This window comes from Pseudomonas sp. PIC25 (assembly GCF_002286785.1).
GTDB lineage: Bacteria > Pseudomonadota > Gammaproteobacteria > Pseudomonadales > Pseudomonadaceae > Pseudomonas_M.
The window spans coordinates 1-16,587 of record NZ_MUJY01000084.1; the positions used below are offsets into that span (position 1 = coordinate 1).

At 66.4% G+C, this 16,587-nt stretch carries 14 protein-coding genes; 9 read left to right on the forward strand and 5 right to left on the reverse strand.

Going from position 1 to position 16,587, the window contains the following annotated elements; all coding sequences use genetic code 11:
* Positions 1-239: 239 nt before the first annotated feature.
* Together BZL41_RS10260 and BZL41_RS10265 are read right to left on the reverse strand one after the other, a co-directional pair.
* Entirely contained in the window at positions 240-1,088 is an 849-nt protein-coding gene (locus tag BZL41_RS10260; protein ID WP_095599199.1) for an AraC family transcriptional regulator, read from the reverse strand.
* Positions 1,089-1,161: 73 nt separating this feature from the next.
* Entirely contained in the window at positions 1,162-1,731 is a 570-nt protein-coding gene (locus tag BZL41_RS10265; protein ID WP_095599200.1) for a GNAT family N-acetyltransferase, read from the reverse strand.
* 288 nt (positions 1,732-2,019) lie between these two features.
* Here BZL41_RS10265 and BZL41_RS10270 point away from each other — a divergent pair, with 288 nt between their 5' ends.
* Together BZL41_RS10270 and BZL41_RS10275 are read left to right on the forward strand one after the other, a co-directional pair.
* The gene (locus tag BZL41_RS10270) at positions 2,020-5,499 is read left to right on the forward strand and encodes a hybrid sensor histidine kinase/response regulator (RefSeq protein ID WP_095599201.1); all 3,480 of its coding nucleotides are present in this window, start codon (positions 2,020-2,022) and stop codon (positions 5,497-5,499) included.
* A gap of 76 nt (positions 5,500-5,575) precedes the next feature.
* Positions 5,576-6,835 carry an MgtC/SapB family protein gene (locus tag BZL41_RS10275; protein ID WP_095599202.1) on the forward strand — a complete coding sequence of 420 codons (1,260 nt, stop codon included), beginning with the start codon at positions 5,576-5,578 and terminating at the stop codon, positions 6,833-6,835.
* Here the strand turns inward: BZL41_RS10275 and BZL41_RS10280 are convergent, their stop codons facing one another.
* Positions 6,836-7,648: a MerR family transcriptional regulator gene (locus BZL41_RS10280; RefSeq protein WP_095599203.1), complete on the reverse strand. Its 813-nt coding sequence runs from the start codon at positions 7,646-7,648 to the stop codon at positions 6,836-6,838. It abuts the gene before it with no gap.
* A 145-nt stretch (positions 7,649-7,793) separates the two neighbouring features.
* Here BZL41_RS10280 and BZL41_RS10285 point away from each other — a divergent pair, with 145 nt between their 5' ends.
* Positions 7,794-8,675: an alpha/beta fold hydrolase gene (locus tag BZL41_RS10285; RefSeq protein ID WP_256578125.1), complete on the forward strand. Its 882-nt coding sequence runs from the start codon at positions 7,794-7,796 to the stop codon at positions 8,673-8,675.
* 94 nt (positions 8,676-8,769) lie between these two features.
* Here BZL41_RS10285 and rmuC read toward each other — a convergent pair whose 3' ends face one another.
* Together rmuC and BZL41_RS10295 are read right to left on the reverse strand one after the other, a co-directional pair.
* On the reverse strand, positions 8,770-10,143 hold the full coding sequence (rmuC, locus tag BZL41_RS10290) for a DNA recombination protein RmuC (RefSeq protein ID WP_168190978.1): 1,374 nt from the start codon (positions 10,141-10,143) through the stop codon (positions 8,770-8,772).
* A gap of 163 nt (positions 10,144-10,306) precedes the next feature.
* Positions 10,307-10,729 carry a tetratricopeptide repeat protein gene (locus BZL41_RS10295; protein WP_095599206.1) on the reverse strand — a complete coding sequence of 141 codons (423 nt, stop codon included), beginning with the start codon at positions 10,727-10,729 and terminating at the stop codon, positions 10,307-10,309.
* Positions 10,730-11,210: 481 nt separating this feature from the next.
* Here BZL41_RS10295 and BZL41_RS10300 point away from each other — a divergent pair, with 481 nt between their 5' ends.
* The 6 genes from BZL41_RS10300 to BZL41_RS10325 all read left to right on the forward strand — a co-directional run bounded on the left by BZL41_RS10300 (position 11,211) and on the right by BZL41_RS10325 (position 16,584).
* The gene (locus BZL41_RS10300; protein WP_095599207.1) at positions 11,211-11,537 is read left to right on the forward strand and encodes a hypothetical protein; all 327 of its coding nucleotides are present in this window, start codon (positions 11,211-11,213) and stop codon (positions 11,535-11,537) included.
* A 67-nt stretch (positions 11,538-11,604) separates the two neighbouring features.
* Positions 11,605-14,169 (forward strand): YdbH domain-containing protein, encoded by a 2,565-nt coding sequence (locus BZL41_RS10305; protein ID WP_095599208.1) that lies wholly within the window; start codon positions 11,605-11,607, stop codon positions 14,167-14,169.
* 14 nt (positions 14,170-14,183) lie between these two features.
* Positions 14,184-14,375 (forward strand): YnbE family lipoprotein, encoded by a 192-nt coding sequence (locus BZL41_RS10310; protein ID WP_095599209.1) that lies wholly within the window; start codon positions 14,184-14,186, stop codon positions 14,373-14,375.
* A gap of 11 nt (positions 14,376-14,386) precedes the next feature.
* Positions 14,387-14,731 carry a YdbL family protein gene (locus tag BZL41_RS10315; protein ID WP_095599210.1) on the forward strand — a complete coding sequence of 115 codons (345 nt, stop codon included), beginning with the start codon at positions 14,387-14,389 and terminating at the stop codon, positions 14,729-14,731.
* A 42-nt stretch (positions 14,732-14,773) separates the two neighbouring features.
* Positions 14,774-15,430, forward strand: coding sequence for a bifunctional 2-polyprenyl-6-hydroxyphenol methylase/3-demethylubiquinol 3-O-methyltransferase UbiG (locus tag BZL41_RS10320; protein ID WP_095599211.1), 657 nt, complete (start codon positions 14,774-14,776; stop codon positions 15,428-15,430).
* The gene (locus tag BZL41_RS10325; protein ID WP_095599212.1) at positions 15,424-16,584 is read left to right on the forward strand and encodes an AAA family ATPase; all 1,161 of its coding nucleotides are present in this window, start codon (positions 15,424-15,426) and stop codon (positions 16,582-16,584) included. Before BZL41_RS10320 ends, BZL41_RS10325 begins: the two co-directional genes overlap by 7 nt.
* The last annotated feature ends 3 nt before the right edge of the window (positions 16,585-16,587 follow it).

Consider the following 16,587-nt stretch of genomic DNA (forward strand, 5'->3'; position numbering starts at 1 on the left):
GGACTAAACATGAGCCTCTCAAATCGTCACAGGCAGAGCCGGTGACTCATGACCACGTCCTAAGGACGTGGTTTCCCAAGTTCAAATGAATTCGCCCCTACCAAAACCCGTGCGTGGGAGCGAATTCATTCGCGAAAAAGCTATCCGGCGTAGTGGTACGTCTATCGCGAATGAATTCGCTCCCACAGGTCCGTCCCCTACTTTCGTAATCAACGAGCCCAAAGGGCATCACCTCAATGCTATCCCGGTCGCGACCGCGATCCCGCATGGCCATGGGCTTGCCGATAGACACCCGGCGCCACGCCATAGCTCTGCTTGAATTGCCGGTTGAGGTGGCTCTGGTCGGCGAAGCCCAGGCGGGCGGCCACTTCCCCCGGTGCGCAACCTTCCTTCAGCAACGCCCGCGCCTGCTCCAGCCGCCGCTGGGTAAGCCAGGTGTGCGGAGGCAGGCCGGTGGCGCGGCGGAAGATGCGGGCGAAGTGGAACGGCGAGAGGTTCACCGCAGCGGCCAGCTCTTCCAGCGACGGCGGCTCGCACAGCCGCGCGGCCAGCAGTTCCTTGGCCCTGCGCACGGCCTGCGGCTCGTTGCCCGCCGCAGGCGCCTCCGGCACCTTGGCATAGCGTTGCAGCAACAGCAGCAGGGCCTCGCGCCAGAGGGTCTGTTGCTGAAGCGTCTCCGTCGGCTGCTCGAGCAACCGGTGCAGGGTGAGGAAGCGGCGGGCCAGTTCGGGGTCGTAGAGGACGCTGCAGTTGAACGACGGCAGTCCGCCCCGGTCGAGGCCGAGTTCGTCCAGTACCGTGCGCAGGTGTTCGAATTCGGGATAGAAACCGCGGTAGCGCCAGCCCTGCTCCACCGCCTTGCGGCCGTTGTGCAGCTCGTCCGGGTTGATCAGCACCATGCTGCCCACCGGGGCCAGGTGCTCGCTGCCGCGATGGCGGAAGGACTGGGCGCCGTCCTCCAGCACCGTGATCACGTAGCCTTCATGCACATGGGGCGCGAAGCACTGCTCCACGTAGCGCGCCTGTAGCAGCTCGACGCCGCCGAGCCCGGTGGCTCTCCAGAAGCGTGTCTGTTCGCCCGTTTCCATGTCGCTGCTCGAAAATGATGGCCTGCCACGATGCCAGCCGGACCGCCATCGTTCAACAGGCCGCGCAGGCCCGTCAGCCGACGAAGCCGGCCTCCAGTTGCGCCTTCACCGCCGGCCATTCGCGGTCGGTGATGCTGTACAGCACGCTGTCGTCCAGGCGGCCGTCGGCCAGCCGCCGATGGTTGCGCAGGAGCCCTTCGCGCTGCGCGCCGAGTTTCTCGATGGAGCGCTGGGCACGCAGGTTGCTCGCCGCGGTTTTCAGTTGCACCCGCACCAGTTCCCACTCCTCGAAGGCGTGCCTGAGCATCAGGTACTTGATCGAGGCGTTCAGCCCGCTGCCGTGCTGGGCGCGGTCGAGCCAGGTCCAGCCGATCTCGGCGGCCGGCAGCACCGGCATGAAGTCGGCGAAACGGGTGGTGCCGACCAGTGCATCCCCCAGGCGGATGGCGAATACCAGGGCACGTTCCTCGCGTTGTTCGGCGAGTCCCTGGCGGTACCAGTCCGGCCGCAGCGAGCCGTTCATATAGATGTGCAGGTCGCGATTGGCTTCCGCCAGCGTCACCAGCGCCGGAATGTCCGATTCGCTCAACGGCTCCAGGCGCAACGCGCCACGCTGCAGGATGACTGGATTGGCTTTGAACATCTGCGGCTCCTGAATTCGACAACGCAAAAGAGACTCTGCTGACATCAGAGCCCCGGGGCACCGGGAAGTGCCCTTGGGAGGTCCTGTCGACCTTTACCGTCCCTGGCCAACCCGCCACACGCTATCAGCCCGTTACACGCCGCTCAAGGGAGCCTTCTACCTTGGTCGCAGTGGCCTGACGGCCGGCCCGTTTGCTGCGAAACTGGCAACAGGTCCCGGCGCGCTTGCCGCCGGGCAGGAATCGGTGGGGCCCGCCACAGTCGCCGGGCCTTTTCAGTCGGAGTTCGCATGTCGTTGTCCAGCGGGCTGATCGCCCTGGTCGCCCTGGCCTACATGGCCATCATGTTTTCCATCGCGTTCTACGGCGACCGCCGCCGCGCGCCCATGCCGCCGAAGGTGCGTGCCTGGGTCTACAGCCTGTCGCTGGCGGTGTATTGCACCAGTTGGACCTTCTTCGGCGCGGTGGGCCAAGCTGCCGAACAGCTCTGGGCGTTCCTGCCGATCTACCTCGGTCCGGTGCTGCTGTTACTGTTCGCGCCCTGGGTGCTACAGAAGATGGTGATGATCAGCAAGCAAGAGAACATCACCTCCATCGCCGACTTCATCGCCGCCCGCTACGGCAAGTCGCAGTCCCTGGCGGTGGTGGTGGCGCTGATCTGCCTGGTCGGGGTGCTGCCTTACATCGCCTTGCAGCTCAAGGGCATCGTCCTCGGGGTGAACCTGCTCACCGGCTCTGGCGCCGACTCCACGGGCACCCGCGCCCAGGACACCGCGCTGATCGTCTCGGTGGTGCTGGCGCTGTTCACCATCCTCTTCGGCACCCGCACGCTGGACGTTACCGAGCACCACCGGGGGATGGTCCTGGCCATCGCCTTCGAATCCTTGGTCAAGCTGCTGGCCTTCCTCGCCGTCGGCGCCTTCGTCACCTACGGCCTCTACGACGGCTTCGACGATCTGCTCGGCCAGGCGCGCAACGCCCCGCAACTGGATGCCTTCTGGGCCGAGGCGGTGAACTGGCCGGCGATGCTGGTGCAGACCGGCATGGCGATGATCGCCATCGTCTGTCTACCCCGGCAGTTCCATGTGACCGTAGTGGAAAACACCGCGCCTGAAGACCTCAAGCTGGCGCGCTGGGTGTTCCCCACCTACCTGTTGCTGGCCGCGCTGTTCGTCGTACCCATCGCCCTGGCCGGGCAGATGCTGTTGCCGCCGGGGCTGATCCCGGACTCCTTCGTTATCAGCCTGCCGCTGGCCGAAGCCCATCCGGCCCTGGCGCTGCTGGCCTTCATCGGCGGCGCCTCGGCGGCCACCGGCATGGTCATCGTCGCCTCGGTGGCGCTGTCCACGATGATCTCCAACGACATGCTGTTGCCCTGGCTGCTGCGCCGGAAGACCACCGAGCAGCCGTTCGAGGCGTTCCGCCACTGGATGCTCACCGCCCGCCGCGTCAGCATCGTGCTGATCCTGCTGCTGGCCTACGTCTGCTACCGCCTGCTGGGTTCCAGCGCCAGCCTGGCGACCATCGGCCAGATCGCCTTCGCCGCCATCGGCCAACTGGCGCCGGCAATGTTCGGCGCCCTGGTGTGGAAGCAGGCCAACCGCCGCGGCGTGTTCGCCGGCCTGGCCGCCGGCGCCTTCATCTGGGGCTACACCCTGGTGCTGCCGCTGGCGGCGCGTGGGTTCGGCTGGCCGCTGGAAAGCTTCCCCGGCCTGCGGACGATCCTTTATCAACCGCTCTGGCTGGATGTCGACCCGCTGACGCGCGGCGTGGTGCTGTCCCTGGCCGGCAACATCATGCTGTTCACCTGGGTGTCCTATTTCTCCCGCACACGGGTCTCCGAGCACTGGCAGGCCGGACGCTTCATCGGCCAGGAGTTCGGCGTCAAACCCAGCGGCCGCAGCCTGCTGGCGGTGCAGGTGGGCGACCTGCTGACCCTGGCCGCCCGCTTCGTCGGCGAGGAACGGGCACGGGACAGCTTCCAGCGCTTCGCCCAGCGCCAGGGTAAGACCTTCGAGCCGCAGCAGAACGCCAACAGCGACTGGATCGCCCACACCGAACGCCTGCTCGCCGGCGTACTCGGCGCCTCCTCCACCCGGGCGGTGGTCAAGGCCGCCATCGAAGGCCGCGAGATGCAGGTCGAGGATGTGGTGCGCATCGTCGACGAAGCCTCCGAGGTGCTGCAGTTCAACCGCGCCCTGCTGCAAGGCGCCATCGAGAACATCACCCAGGGCATCAGCGTGGTCGACCAGTCGTTGCGCCTGGTGGCCTGGAACCACCGCTACCTGGAACTCTTCGCCTATCCCGAGGGCCTGATTTCGGTCGGCCGGCCGATCGCCGACATCATCCGCTACAACGCCGAGCGCGGCCTGTGCGGCCCCGGCGACGTGGAGGGCCATGTCGAGCGTCGCCTGTACTGGATGCGCCAGGGCCGCCCGCACACCTCCGAGCGGCTGTTCCCCAACGGCCGGGTCATCGAGCTGATCGGCAACCCGATGCCGGGCGGCGGCTTCGTCATGAGCTTCACCGACATCACCGCGTTCCGCCAAGCCGAGCAGGCGCTGATCGATGCCAACGAAAGCCTGGAGCAACGCGTCGCCGAGCGGACCCAGGAACTCTCGCAATTGAACCAGGCGCTGATCGAGGCGAAGAGCACGGCGGAGGCGGCCAACCAGTCGAAGACCCGTTTCCTCGCCGCCGTCAGCCATGACCTGATGCAGCCGCTCAACGCCGCACGGCTTTTCTCCGCCGCCCTCTCCCATCAGGAAGACGCCCTGCCGCCAGCCGCCCAGGACCTCGTCCGCCACCTCGACAGTTCGCTGCGCTCGGCGGAAGACCTGATCGCCGACCTGCTGGATATCTCGCGCCTGGAAAGCGGCCGGGTGACGCCGGAACGCAGCGCTTTCCCGCTCAGTGCGCTGTTCGATACCCTCGGTGCCGAGTTCAAGGTGCTGGCCCAGGAGCAGGGCATCGACTTCCGCGTATGCGGCAGCCGGCTGCTGGTGGAAAGCGATATGAAACTGTTGCGCCGGGTACTGCAGAACTTCCTGACCAACGCCTTCCGCTACGCCAAGGGCCAAGTACTGCTTGGTGTGCGCCGCGAGGGCAAGCAGTTGCGCCTGGAAGTCTGGGACCGCGGCCCCGGCATCCCGGAGGACAAGCGCAAGGAAATCTTCGAGGAGTTCAAGCGCCTCGACAGCCACCAGACCCGCGCGGAAAAGGGCCTCGGCCTCGGCTTGGCGATTGCCGACGGCCTGTGCCGGGTGCTCGGCCATCGCCTGGAAGTGCGCTCCTGGCCCGGCCGCGGCAGCGTGTTCAGCGTCAGCGTGCCCCTGGCCAAGAGCCTCTCCGCGCCGGCCGCGGCCAAGGTCGCCCAAGCCATCGACGGCCAGCCCCTCAGCGGCACCCAGGTGCTCTGCATCGACAACGAGGACAGCATCCTCACCGGCATGCACAGCCTGCTGTCGCGCTGGGGCTGCCAGGTCTGGACCGCGCGCAACCGACTGGAGTGCGAGCACCTGCTCGACGAGGACGTGCGCCCGCAACTGGCCCTGGTGGATTACCACCTCGACGAGGGCGAAACCGGCACCGAGCTGATGGCCTGGCTGCGTACCCGCCTCGGCGTGCCGCTGCCCGGCGTGGTGATCAGCGCCGACGCCCGTCCCGAGCTGGTTACCGAGGTGCACGCCGCCGGTCTCGACTACCTGAGCAAGCCGGTCAAGCCCGCCGCCCTGCGCGCGCTGCTCAGCCGTCATGTGGCGCTGCGCTGAGCGGCGCTTGACGTGCGGCAATCCGCCGGATTGCCGCGCGGCTAGACTTGCGTCCAGAACCTCTCAAGGACGCGCCATGCCGATCACCTCGGAACTGTTGTTGAACCTGGCCACCGCCCTCGCGCTGGGCCTGCTGATCGGCGCCGAGCGCGGCTGGAGCGCCCGCGAAATCGACGACAACCGACTGGTGGCAGGCATCCGCACCTTCGGCCTGGCCGGCCTGCTCGGCGGCGTGGCGGCCTTGCTCGGCGGCCACTATGGGGCGCCGGCCTGGATCGCCGTGCTGGCGGTACTCGGCCTGCTGCTGGTGGCCGGCTACATCGGCGACCTGGTCCTCACCCGCGACCAGGGCATGACCAGCGAAATCGCCCTGCTGCTGACCTTCCTGCTTGGCAGCCTGGCGCTGTTCGACCACCGAGCCCTGGCCGCCGGCGGCGCGGTGGTGGTGGCCCTGCTGCTGAGCCTGAAGCAACCGTTGCACGCCGCGTTGCAACGGTTGTCCGCCGACGAACTGTCCGGCGCCCTCAAGCTGCTGTTCATCTCGCTGGTGTTGTTGCCGGTGCTGCCGGACCGGGCCTATGGCCCGTGGGCTGTCTTCAACCCCTACGTGACCTGGTGGATGGTGGTGCTGATCACCGGCATCGGCTTCGCCGCCTACGTGGCGATCCGCCTGGTCGGCACGCGTCGGGGACTGCTCCTCACGGCCCTGCTCGGTGGCATCGTCTCGTCCACCGCCATGACCCTCACCCTGGCCCGCCTGCATGTGCACCGGCCGTTGAACACGCTGCTGGCGGCCGGGCTGCTGGCGACCTCGGCATTGATGTTTCCCCGGGTATTACTGGAAGTCGGGCTGGTCAACGCCAACCTGCTGCCAATCCTGCTCTGGCCGCTGGGCAGCGCCATGCTGGTGTATGCCGCTGGCGCCCTGCTGTATTTCCGCCACGCCAGCCGGGAAGTTGCCGGGGAAGCCGAACCGCCACTGAAGAATCCGTTCGAGATCGGTCCGGCCTTGCGCTTCGCCGCGCTACTGGTGGCAATCCTGTTCCTGGTGGAAGCGGCCCGGCGATTTCTCGGCGAGACCGGGGTCTATCTCGTCGCCCTGCTGGCCGGGCTGACCGACGTCGACGCCATCACCCTGTCCCTGGCGCGCAATGCCCACCAGGAGTTGGCCGGCAACGTTGCCGTACAGGGCATCTTCCTCGCTGTCCTGAGCAACAGCCTGGTGAAAGGCGGGCTGATCGTCCTGATCGGCGGGCGCCAGCTGGCCCTGCGTACCCTGCCGGTAATGGCCGGCGGATTGTTCGCGGGGGTGGTGGCGCTGGTTCTGGTGAACTGATCAGGCCGGTTTGAGAAAGCCCTGCAGCAACTGACTGACCCGCTCGCTCAGTTCACGGTTGGCGGCCACTTGCAGCCCACGCGCCAGCTCGGCCTCGACCACCTGCTCCACCAGCGGGCGCAGTTGCAGCAGTTGATCGCTGAGGCGTTCCAGTTCGTCCACGTGCGGCAGAGAGGCGCTGAGTAGCGGGTTGACCAGTTGCCCGACGATCATTTGCACGATGCCCGCCGAGACCTGTTCGACATGCCCACGAATCTCGCCGAGCTGCGCCAGCAGCACCGGCAGCGGCAAGCCGGCGCGGAACAATTGCAGGCCGGCGGCGAACAGACGCGGACTGGGGACCCGCAAGCGGTCGCCGGCGAACTCCAACAGACCCAGGGCCAACGCCTGCTCCATCACCTCTTCGGTCAATGCCTCGCCGAACAGCGCCTGCAGCTCGTCGAAGCCGAGCATGTCCGCCGCTTCCGGCTGGCCGGGCCCGAGAATGGCCTTTTCCAGGCCGAGCACATGGGCCAGGTCGCGTCCCTGTTCCCAGGCATCGAGCAGCTCGCGGATGCTGGCGATGGTGTAGCCGCGCTCGAGCAATTGCCCAATCAGCCGCAGGCGCGCCAGGTGCTCGCTGCCGTAGATGCCGACCCGCCCGCGCCGCTCCGGGGGCGGCAGCAGGCCGCGATCCTGATAGGCGCGCACATTCCGCACCGTGGTCTGCGCGGCCTGGGCCAGCTCGTCGACAGTGAATTCCCGAGTGACGGTGGTTGCCGGCGCAACAGCCATGCCCAGCAGGCGTTTGAGGCGTTCGTGGGGCGTCTTCATGACGGCGATGATAGCGACACGACCGTTCCGCCGACAGCTCCAACCCTTTCCATGCCTGTCCAAGCCAAGGAGCGACCCGACTTTCCGCCGGCTGTCGGGATCTGGCCGGCCTCTCACAATGGCCGGAACGAACGGGAGGCACCTCATGGAGAAAACCCTGTTGCGCGTGCGCGGCGATGGCGTCGAGCTGGCGGTCTACCGCTGGGGCAACCCGCGCGGCGTGCCCGTGCTGCTGGTACACGGTTACCCGGACAACCACCGCACCTGGCTGCCGTTGGTTAACGCACTGGCCGACGAGTTCCAAGTCTTCGCGTATGACGTGCGCGGCTGCGGCGCCTCGGACAAGCCTCGCGGTTACCGCCACTACCGGCTTCGGCATCTGGGTCGCGATCTGGAGGCAGTGTTGCGGGCGATCAGCCCTGACCGCCCGGTACACCTGGTGGCCCATGACTGGGGCTCGATCCAGGCCTGGGAAACGGTGACCGAGCCCCATTGCGCGCCGCTGCTGGCGTCCTACACCAGCATCTCCGGCCCCTGCCTCGACCATGTCGGCCACTGGATGCGCGACGCCCTGCGCCAGCCCGGACGCCGTTGGGCAGCCCTCGGCCAATTGCTGCACTCCTGGTACATCGCTTTCTTCCATCTGCCGTGGCTGCCGGAGCTGAGTTGGCGGCTGGGCATGGCGCGGCTGTGGCCCGGCCTGATCCGTCGCCTGGAAGGCGTCGCGCCGGACGCCAATCCCTGCCAGCTCGCCGATGGCTGCAACGGCGTGCAGCTCTACCGCGCCAACTTCTTCCGCAGCCTGACCCGACCTCGGCAGCGCACCACGCAGGTGCCGGTCCAGTTGATCGTGCCAACCCGCGACCTGTTCGTGCGTCCGGCCCTGTTCGAGGAATTGCCGCGCTGGACCGAGCAGCTACAGGTGCGGGAAGTGCCGGCCGGCCACTGGCGGCTGCTCATCGAAGGCAAGGCGCTGGCCATGTGGGTACGGGAGTTCGTCAGGGAGCGGGTTGGGCAGGCGGGTTGAGCGTCCGGCAACGTTCCGCCGGGCGGATAAATCCGCCCCTACACCCACCCGTAATACCGAATTCATTCGCCCATCCCCCTACCGCCGATAACCCTTACTCTGCCCTCTCCGCCTCGGAATCGAACAACGGCAGGACGCCGGAGGCCCGCTCCAGCAGATCGGCCGGCAAGGCCTTGCTGGCACGGGCGCCGAGCAGCTTGAGGTTTTCCACCCGACTGACCAGATTGCCGCGACCGTCCACCAGCTTGTTGCGGGCGGCAGCGTAGGCGCGGTCCAGTTGCTGCAGGCGGCTGCCCATTTCGTCGAGGTCCTGCACGAAGGCAACGAACTTGTCGTAGAGCTGGCCGGCGCGCTCGGCGATCTCGCGGGCATTCTGGCTCTGCCGTTCCTGGCGCCACAGGCTATCGATTACCCGCAAAGTGGCGAGCAGGGTGGTCGGACTGACGATCACCACATGCTTCTCATAGGCTTCCTGAAACAACCCCGGGTCGGCCTGCAAGGCGGCGGCGAAGGCCGCTTCGATGGGCACGAAGAGCAGGACGAAATCCAGGCTGTGCAATCCTTCCAGGCGTTGGTAATCCTTCACCGAGAGGCCACGCAGGTGGTTGCGCAGGGACAGGACGTGCTGGCGGAGCGCCTGGGCACGGCTTTCCTCATCCTCGGCGGCGGTCAGGGCCTGGAACGCGGTCAGGCTGACCTTGGCGTCCACCACCACCTGCTTGTCGCCAGGCAACTGGATCACCACGTCCGGCTGGAAACGTTCGCCCTCGCTGCTCTTCAGGCTGACCTGGGTCTGATACTCGCGGCCCTTCTCCAGGCCGGCGTGTTCAAGCACCCGCTCCAGCACCAGTTCACCCCAGTTGCCCTGGGTCTTCTGCCCTTGCAGGGCGCGGGTCAGGTTGGTCGCTTCCTCGCCCAGGCGCTGGTTCAACTGTTGCAGCCGCTCCAGTTCCCTGGCCAGGGAGAAACGCTCGCGCGCCTCCTGTTGATAGCTCTCCTCGACGCGCTTTTCGAAGGATTGGATGCGCTCCTTGAGCGGGTCGAGCAACTGGCCGAGGCGCTGCTGGCTGTTCTCGGCGAAACGCTGTTCGCGCTCATCGAAAATCCGCCCGGCCAGTTCGGCGAACTGCGCCCGCAGGTCGTCACGCGCGGCCTGCAGGTCACCCAGGCGCTGCTCGTGCGCCTGCTGCTGCTCGCGCAGCTCGGCAGCCAGGGCGGCCCGCTCGCTGTCCAACCGACGCAGCTCGGTGTCCTTGCGCTCGCGCTCGGCATTCCAGGCCTGCAAGGCTTCCCGGGCACTGGTGCGCTCCACCTGCAACAGCTCGACCTCCCGGCGCAGCGCTGCCAGTTCGGCCTGCTGGCCGGCCTTCATTTCATTCAGGTACGCGGTTTCGTCGCGGGACGCATCCAGTTGGGCGGTCAACCCTTCCATCGCCAGTTGGGCATTGGCCAGTCGCTCTTCCAGCAACGCTCTGGCCGCCGGATCGGCGGCACGGCGCCACAGCATCCAGGCCAGTAGGCCGAGCGGCACGGCGGCACTGGCGAAACCGATCAGCAGAGGGATGGGATCGAAAGGCATGGGACGGCTCCGCGCGAGATTGCCGGGCAGTATACCCAGCCGCGCGGGCTGGTCAGGTACGGACTGGCAGGCGGCTCAGCAAACGACGGGCTTCGTGGGAGCCTTGGGCGACAGCCTGCTCCAGCCAGAAACGCGCCTGCTCCGGCTCGTTCACGTGGGGCTGGGTGCACAGCCGGCCGAGTTCCACCTGGGCGCGACGGTCGCCGGCGCGGGCCGCCTGGCGCAGCAGTTCGAAGCCAATACGACGGTCGCGGGCATTGCCGCAGTCGCGGCAGAGCAACTGCCCCAGGCGACTCTGGGCAACCACCACACCCTGGCGCGCTGGCTGCTTGAGCAACTCGCCGGCAAAGCGCTTGACGCGCGGCGCATGGCCAAGGCGCGGACTATCCAGCAGCCAGAGCGCAACGCGCAGCGGCAAGCCAGGACGGGCATGGTTGGATTCGAGAGTCGGGGATGGCAGCGGGCGAAGCTTCATGGGGACAGAGGCAGGCCGAAGAGGCTGCGCACTGTACTCCTTTTTTCTCGCCGGTAAAGACTTGTCAAAATTGCTCGACGCTGTTCTCAGAATTGCTTCTGTGACAATCCACAGAAGCTGTGGATAACTCCGTGGACAAATCCATAAGACGGGCCCCAAACCCCGATGAATCGGGCCTTCGCATCAGATTGACGATTTTTTCACCAAAGAAAAAATCCATATTTTTCATTGACTTATTAAAAGCCTTCCGAGAATCAACCAGTTACGAAGGATTGTGACAGTGGGTTGACAAACAATCGCTCTATTGTGCAAAAGTCCCTTCGCCAGCAGGATTTCGAGGCCCGGCGGAGCCCTTTCCGACGCGGGTTTCAGCGATTTTTTCACCTAGCACCGATCACAAAGACATAGTGATGCAGTCGACATTTTTTCAGCCAAACCTATAATGGCCGCGTGCCAATGAAGGCACCTGGAGATCGACCGCATGGATGCCGAACACGCTCAAGCCACCCCGAGCCAGATTGCGCTGCTGGCCAACATCCTGGCCCTGTCCACGCGCAACATGACGGCCATTTCCGCCATGCTCGCGCAACTGACGGCGCTTCTCGCCAAGAGCCGGGACCTTCATTTGCAGAATGCGGCCCAGGGCATACTCGACCAGATCACCACGCTCGGCGCCGATCTGGATATGCAGTGGGATCTGATCCAATCGCTGGAACGCTTCTGCCCTCTCCTTGCCCGTACACCGCCCGCCCGTACCGCCCTGGTGACGGAAATCACCCTGACCGACCTGCCGAAGCCCCAACGTTGACCGAGTTCCTTGATCTAGCGTCCTTGCACCGCCACCCTTAGACGTTGCTACAGAACGAGGGAAAGGCATGGCAGGCCGGCGGAACTGGCTGCGAGTCACGGTAGTCCTGGCGATCACGCTGAGCGTGCTGGCTCTCTGCGCCTGGTATGCCTGGGGCCGCTTCCTCGACGCGCAGGGCATCAGCCACCTGGAATGGCAAGGGCTGCATCCCTCATTCGGCGGTCTCGCACTGACCCATCTGGAGCTGGAGCGCCAGGATGCCCAGGGCAGCTGGTTGCGTCTGGAGGCAGAAGGGATCGCGCTGGATTGGAGTCGCGACGAAGGACTGCATCTGGAACGACTGGACGTCCGCCGACTGGCCCTCGACTGGCAGCCGTCCAGCGCAGTCGCCACCACCACCTCGGCCCCGTTCGATTCCCAATCGCTGGGCTGGCTGCCACGCTACACACGCATCGACGAGCTGACCGCAGAGCTGCCCTGCGCACAGGGTCGCTGCATGCTCCAGGGCGCCCTGGCGCTGACGCATGCCGGCCCCCGTCTGCTGCCGGCACGGCTGGAGGCCGAACTCCAACGCACACCGGAACAGCGGCTGCGCGTATCGATCAACCTTGAGGGTACCCCGGATAGCCCCAGCCTCGACGTCCGCCTGCTGGTTGGCGAGGCGGAGCGCCTGAGCCTGCGCAGCGTGCTGGAGAGCGGAGCCGAAGGACGGACCTGGAGTGGCCAGTTGCTCCTGCCCGCCCTGCCCGAAGCCCCCTGGCTGCTGGAATGGTTGAACGAGTGGGTCGCGCTCCCGAAGAAAGACCTCCCGGCGCCCCCGGATGCCCTGCGGTTGGCGGCGGACTGGCAACTGCGCCTGCCCGACGGGCCCCTCGCGCCGGCGTTGCTGATCGATGCCGAGGGACAGGCGAATCTTTCCGCCCACCTGCTGGTTCCCTGGCCGCTGCCGGGCGTCGGCCAGATCCAGGGCGACCTGTCGGCCACCGTGCACGCTGGCGAGCGACGCTGGTACCCCGACAATCTGGATGCCGACCTGCAGCTCAGTGCGCTCAGCGGCGACTGGCTGGCGGCGATCCCCGAGGCCCTGCGCCCGGAAACGCTCCGGTTGCAGGCCCGCTCCGCCGCGGCCAGCGATGCCGACGCGCTGCTCCCGCTGGACATCGATCTGCGCACCAACGGCCCGCTCGTCCTGACTGCGAAGGGCGCACTGAACCTGGCCACCCGCCCCCCCTGGCAGGTGCAGTTCGATAGCACCCGGATCGGTGCCAAGGTGACGCGCCTGTCCTTCGACGGCATCGAGCTGCGGAGCCTGCAAACCGAGCTGCTGGTGAGCGGCCAGATCGACGGGCAACAACTCAAGCTCACCTTGGGAGAGTCCTCCCGGATCGCCGTGGGGAGCGTGGCAGAACCCAATCTGCGCCTTGAGCGGCTCGACGGCGAACTGGCCGGCCTGCGCGTGGAGGGCGACTTCTCGGCCCAACCGCTCACCTGGCACATTCAGGGACCCTTGCGCCTCAAGGCGCAGCGTCTGGAGCAGGAATACCTGCACGCACAAGGCTGGCAGTGGCAGGGCGAAATCGACGCCAGCCAGGCCGGGCAGCGACTGGAGGGTGTGCTGCTCAATGACCGCGGGCTCAGCCTCAACCTGACCGGACGGCAGGCCTCCGGCGCCCCCCTGGTCCTGGATGCCGAGCTGCCGGAAATCTTTCTCCGCGCCGGCAATCCGCTGGCCAAGACCCTGGCCGACTGGCCGGCGCTGCTCGATCTCAACAGCGGCCGCCTGTCGGCACGCACCAAGCTCCGCCTCCCCGGCGGCAGCGCCCCTGAAGCCGACCTGAACCTGACCCTGAAAGGGTTAGCCGGCATCTATGACCGCACCGAAATCAGTGGCCTGGATGGCAGCCTGCGCCTGCAAGTGCGCCAGCAGCGCCTGCACATCGACATCCCCGAACTGAACCTGCGCCAAGCCAATCCCGGCGTGCCCATCGGCCCGCTGCGCGGCCAGGGGCGCTACGTCGCCGCCCTGGCGAAGCCCCTCGAAGGGAAGCTGGACTGGCAACGCGCGGAAACCGGCTTTCTCGGCGGGCGCGTCTGGCTGGAACCCGGCAGCCTGGACCTGGCGCAACCCGGCGCCAGGTTGCCGCTGAAACTCCAGGGCCTGCAACTGGAACAATTGTTCAAGGCCTACCCCGCCGAAGATCTGGCCGGCACCGGCACGCTGGACGGCCAGTTGCCGCTGCTGATCGGCCCCGACGGGATTCGCATCGAACAAGGCAGCCTGGCGGCCCGCGAACCGGGTGGCCGGCTGCAGCTCCGCTCGGAGCGGATCAAAGCCCTGGGGCGCAGCAATCCGGCCATGCAACTGGTCGCCGACGCCCTCGACGACTTCCATTACAGCGTGCTGGCCAGCGGCGTCAGCTACGACGAACAGGGCCGGCTGCGACTGGCGCTGCGCCTGGAAGGGCGCAATCCTGCCTTGCAGGAGGGTCGGCCGATCCATTTCAACGTCAACCTGGAAGAGAACATTCCGGCCTTGCTGACCAGTCTGCAATTGACCGATCGGGTCAGCGAAACCATCAAACAACGCGTGCAGGAATCCCTGCGTCGAGGCAATACTTCCACATCCCCCTGACCAGGAGACCGCCCATGGGGTTGCGCAACCTAATCGCCCTTCTGCTGCTCGGCTCACTGTGCGGCGCCTGTACGCCCACCGTGCAACTGGCGATGCCCAACGAGCCGATCAACATCAACCTGAACGTGAAAATCGAACACGAGATCTATATCAAGGTGGACAAGGCGTTGGACAACATCATCAACGAAGACAGCGGATTGTTCTGAGGAGACCGCCCATGAGATCGCACATCCGGATCGGAACCCTGCTGCTCGCCCTGTGCCTGAGCCTGCCGGCCCTGGCCATGTCCCTCAACGAAGCCATGTCCGCCCTGGGCTCGGCCAAGGCCAGCGGCCAACTGGGAGAGCAGCCCGATGGTTACCTCGGGGTGGTCAAGCCCGGCGGCCAGGCAGACGAGATCGCCAAGCTGATCAATCAGGCGCGCCGTGCCGAGTACCAGCGGCTGGCCAAGGAAAACGGCATCCAGCTCGGCGACGTCGAAGCCATCGCGGGCCAGAAGGCCATCGAGAAAACCCCGAGCGGGCAGTACATCCAGTTGAACGGCAAATGGATTCGCAAATGAAGGGCGGATGACTCCGCCCCGTTCCGCGACATTCAAATCGATATGACACTCACTCCCGAAGACTTGGAGCAGATCGCCTCGCTCACCCTCGCGCACTACGAGCAGAGTGCCGCGGGGTTCCGCGAGGGTACCCGCGACCACGACGTGAGCCAGAACATCGCCGCGCTGCTGCGGCATATTCGGGCCGAGCCGCCCTATATCCTCCTCGACCTCGGCTGCGGCCCCGGACGCGACCTCAAGGTGTTCCGCGACCTCGGCCATACGGCGGTCGGCCTGGACGGTGCGGCGCGTTTCGTCGAGATGGCACGAACCGACAGCGGCTGCGAAGTCTGGCAGCAGGATTTCCTCCATCTCGACCTGCCGGCGGAGCGTTTCGACGGTATCTTCGCCAACGCCTCACTGTTCCATGTCCCGAGCCAGGAATTGCCCCGCATGCTCCGCCAGCTCCATGCCAGCCTCAAACCGGACGGCGTGCTGTTCAGCTCGAACCCGCGGGGGGACAACGAAGAAGGCTGGAACGGTCCACGCTACGGCAGCTATCACGACCTCGACGGCTGGCGCCGCTTCATGACCGAAGCCGGATTCGTCGAACTCGAACACTATTACCGCCCCACCGGCCTTCCGCGCGAACAACAGCCCTGGCTGGCCAGTGTCTGGCGCAAATCCACCTCAGCGACCAAGGACCGGCCAACATGCTGACGACACTCGCCGTCGCCAACTACCGCTCGATCAACAAACTGGTGGTACCACTGACCCGCCTGAACCTGATTACCGGGCCGAACGGCAGCGGCAAGTCCAATCTCTACCGAGCCCTGCGCCTGCTCGCCGAAACGGCGCAGGGCGGCGTGGTCAATGCACTGGCGCGGGAAGGCGGCCTGGAATCGACCTTCTGGGCGGGGCCGGAACAAATCAGCCGGCGCATGCGCAACCGCGAAGTGCCCATCGAAGGCGGCCCGCGCCAACAGGCCGTGCGGCTCCGCCTGGGATTCGCCGGGGAGGATTTCGGTTATGCCATCTCCCTCGGCCTGCCGCCGCCCCTGACCAGCGCCTTCTCCCTGGACCCGGAGATCAAGCGGGAAAGCATCTGGGCCGGTCCGTTCTACCGTCCCGCCAGCGCCTTGGTGGAACGCGACGGGCCGCTGGTGAAAGGGCGTGAAGGACGCGGCTGGGACGTGCTCTGCCAACAACTGCCCACCTTCGACAGTCTGTTCGCCCAGGTCGGCGGCAGCTCGCCGGAAACCCTGGCGATGCGCGAAACGATTCGCGGCTGGCGCTTCTACGATCACTTCCGCAGCGACGCCGACGCGCCGGCTCGCCTGCCGCAATTGGGCACGCGAACGCCGGTGTTGCACCACGACGGTCGCGACCTGGCCGCCGCCCTGCAGACCATTCGCGAGATCGGCGACAGCGAGGCCCTGGATGCCGCGGTGAGCGATGCTTTTCCGGGCTCCCGGCTGCGCATCGCCTTCCAGGCGGGCGGGCATTTTTCCCTGGAGTTCCATCAGGAAGGCCTGTTACGGCCGCTGACCGGCGCCGAACTGTCCGACGGCACCTTGCGCTACCTGCTGCTGGTCGCGGCCCTGCTGACGCCGCGGCCGCCTTCGCTGATGGTGCTCAACGAACCGGAAACCAGCCTGCACCCCGACCTGCTGCCGGCCCTGGCCCGTCTGATCATCCGTGCGTCCGAACGCAGCCAGGTCTGGGTGGTCTCCCACGCCAGCCGGTTGATCGCCGCGCTAAACCAACATCCGGAATGCAACGCTATCGTCCTGGAAAAGCATTTCGGCCAGACCGAGATCGCCGGTCAGGGCATGCTGGACGAACCCGCCTGGTACTGGCCGGATCAAGGCTGACGA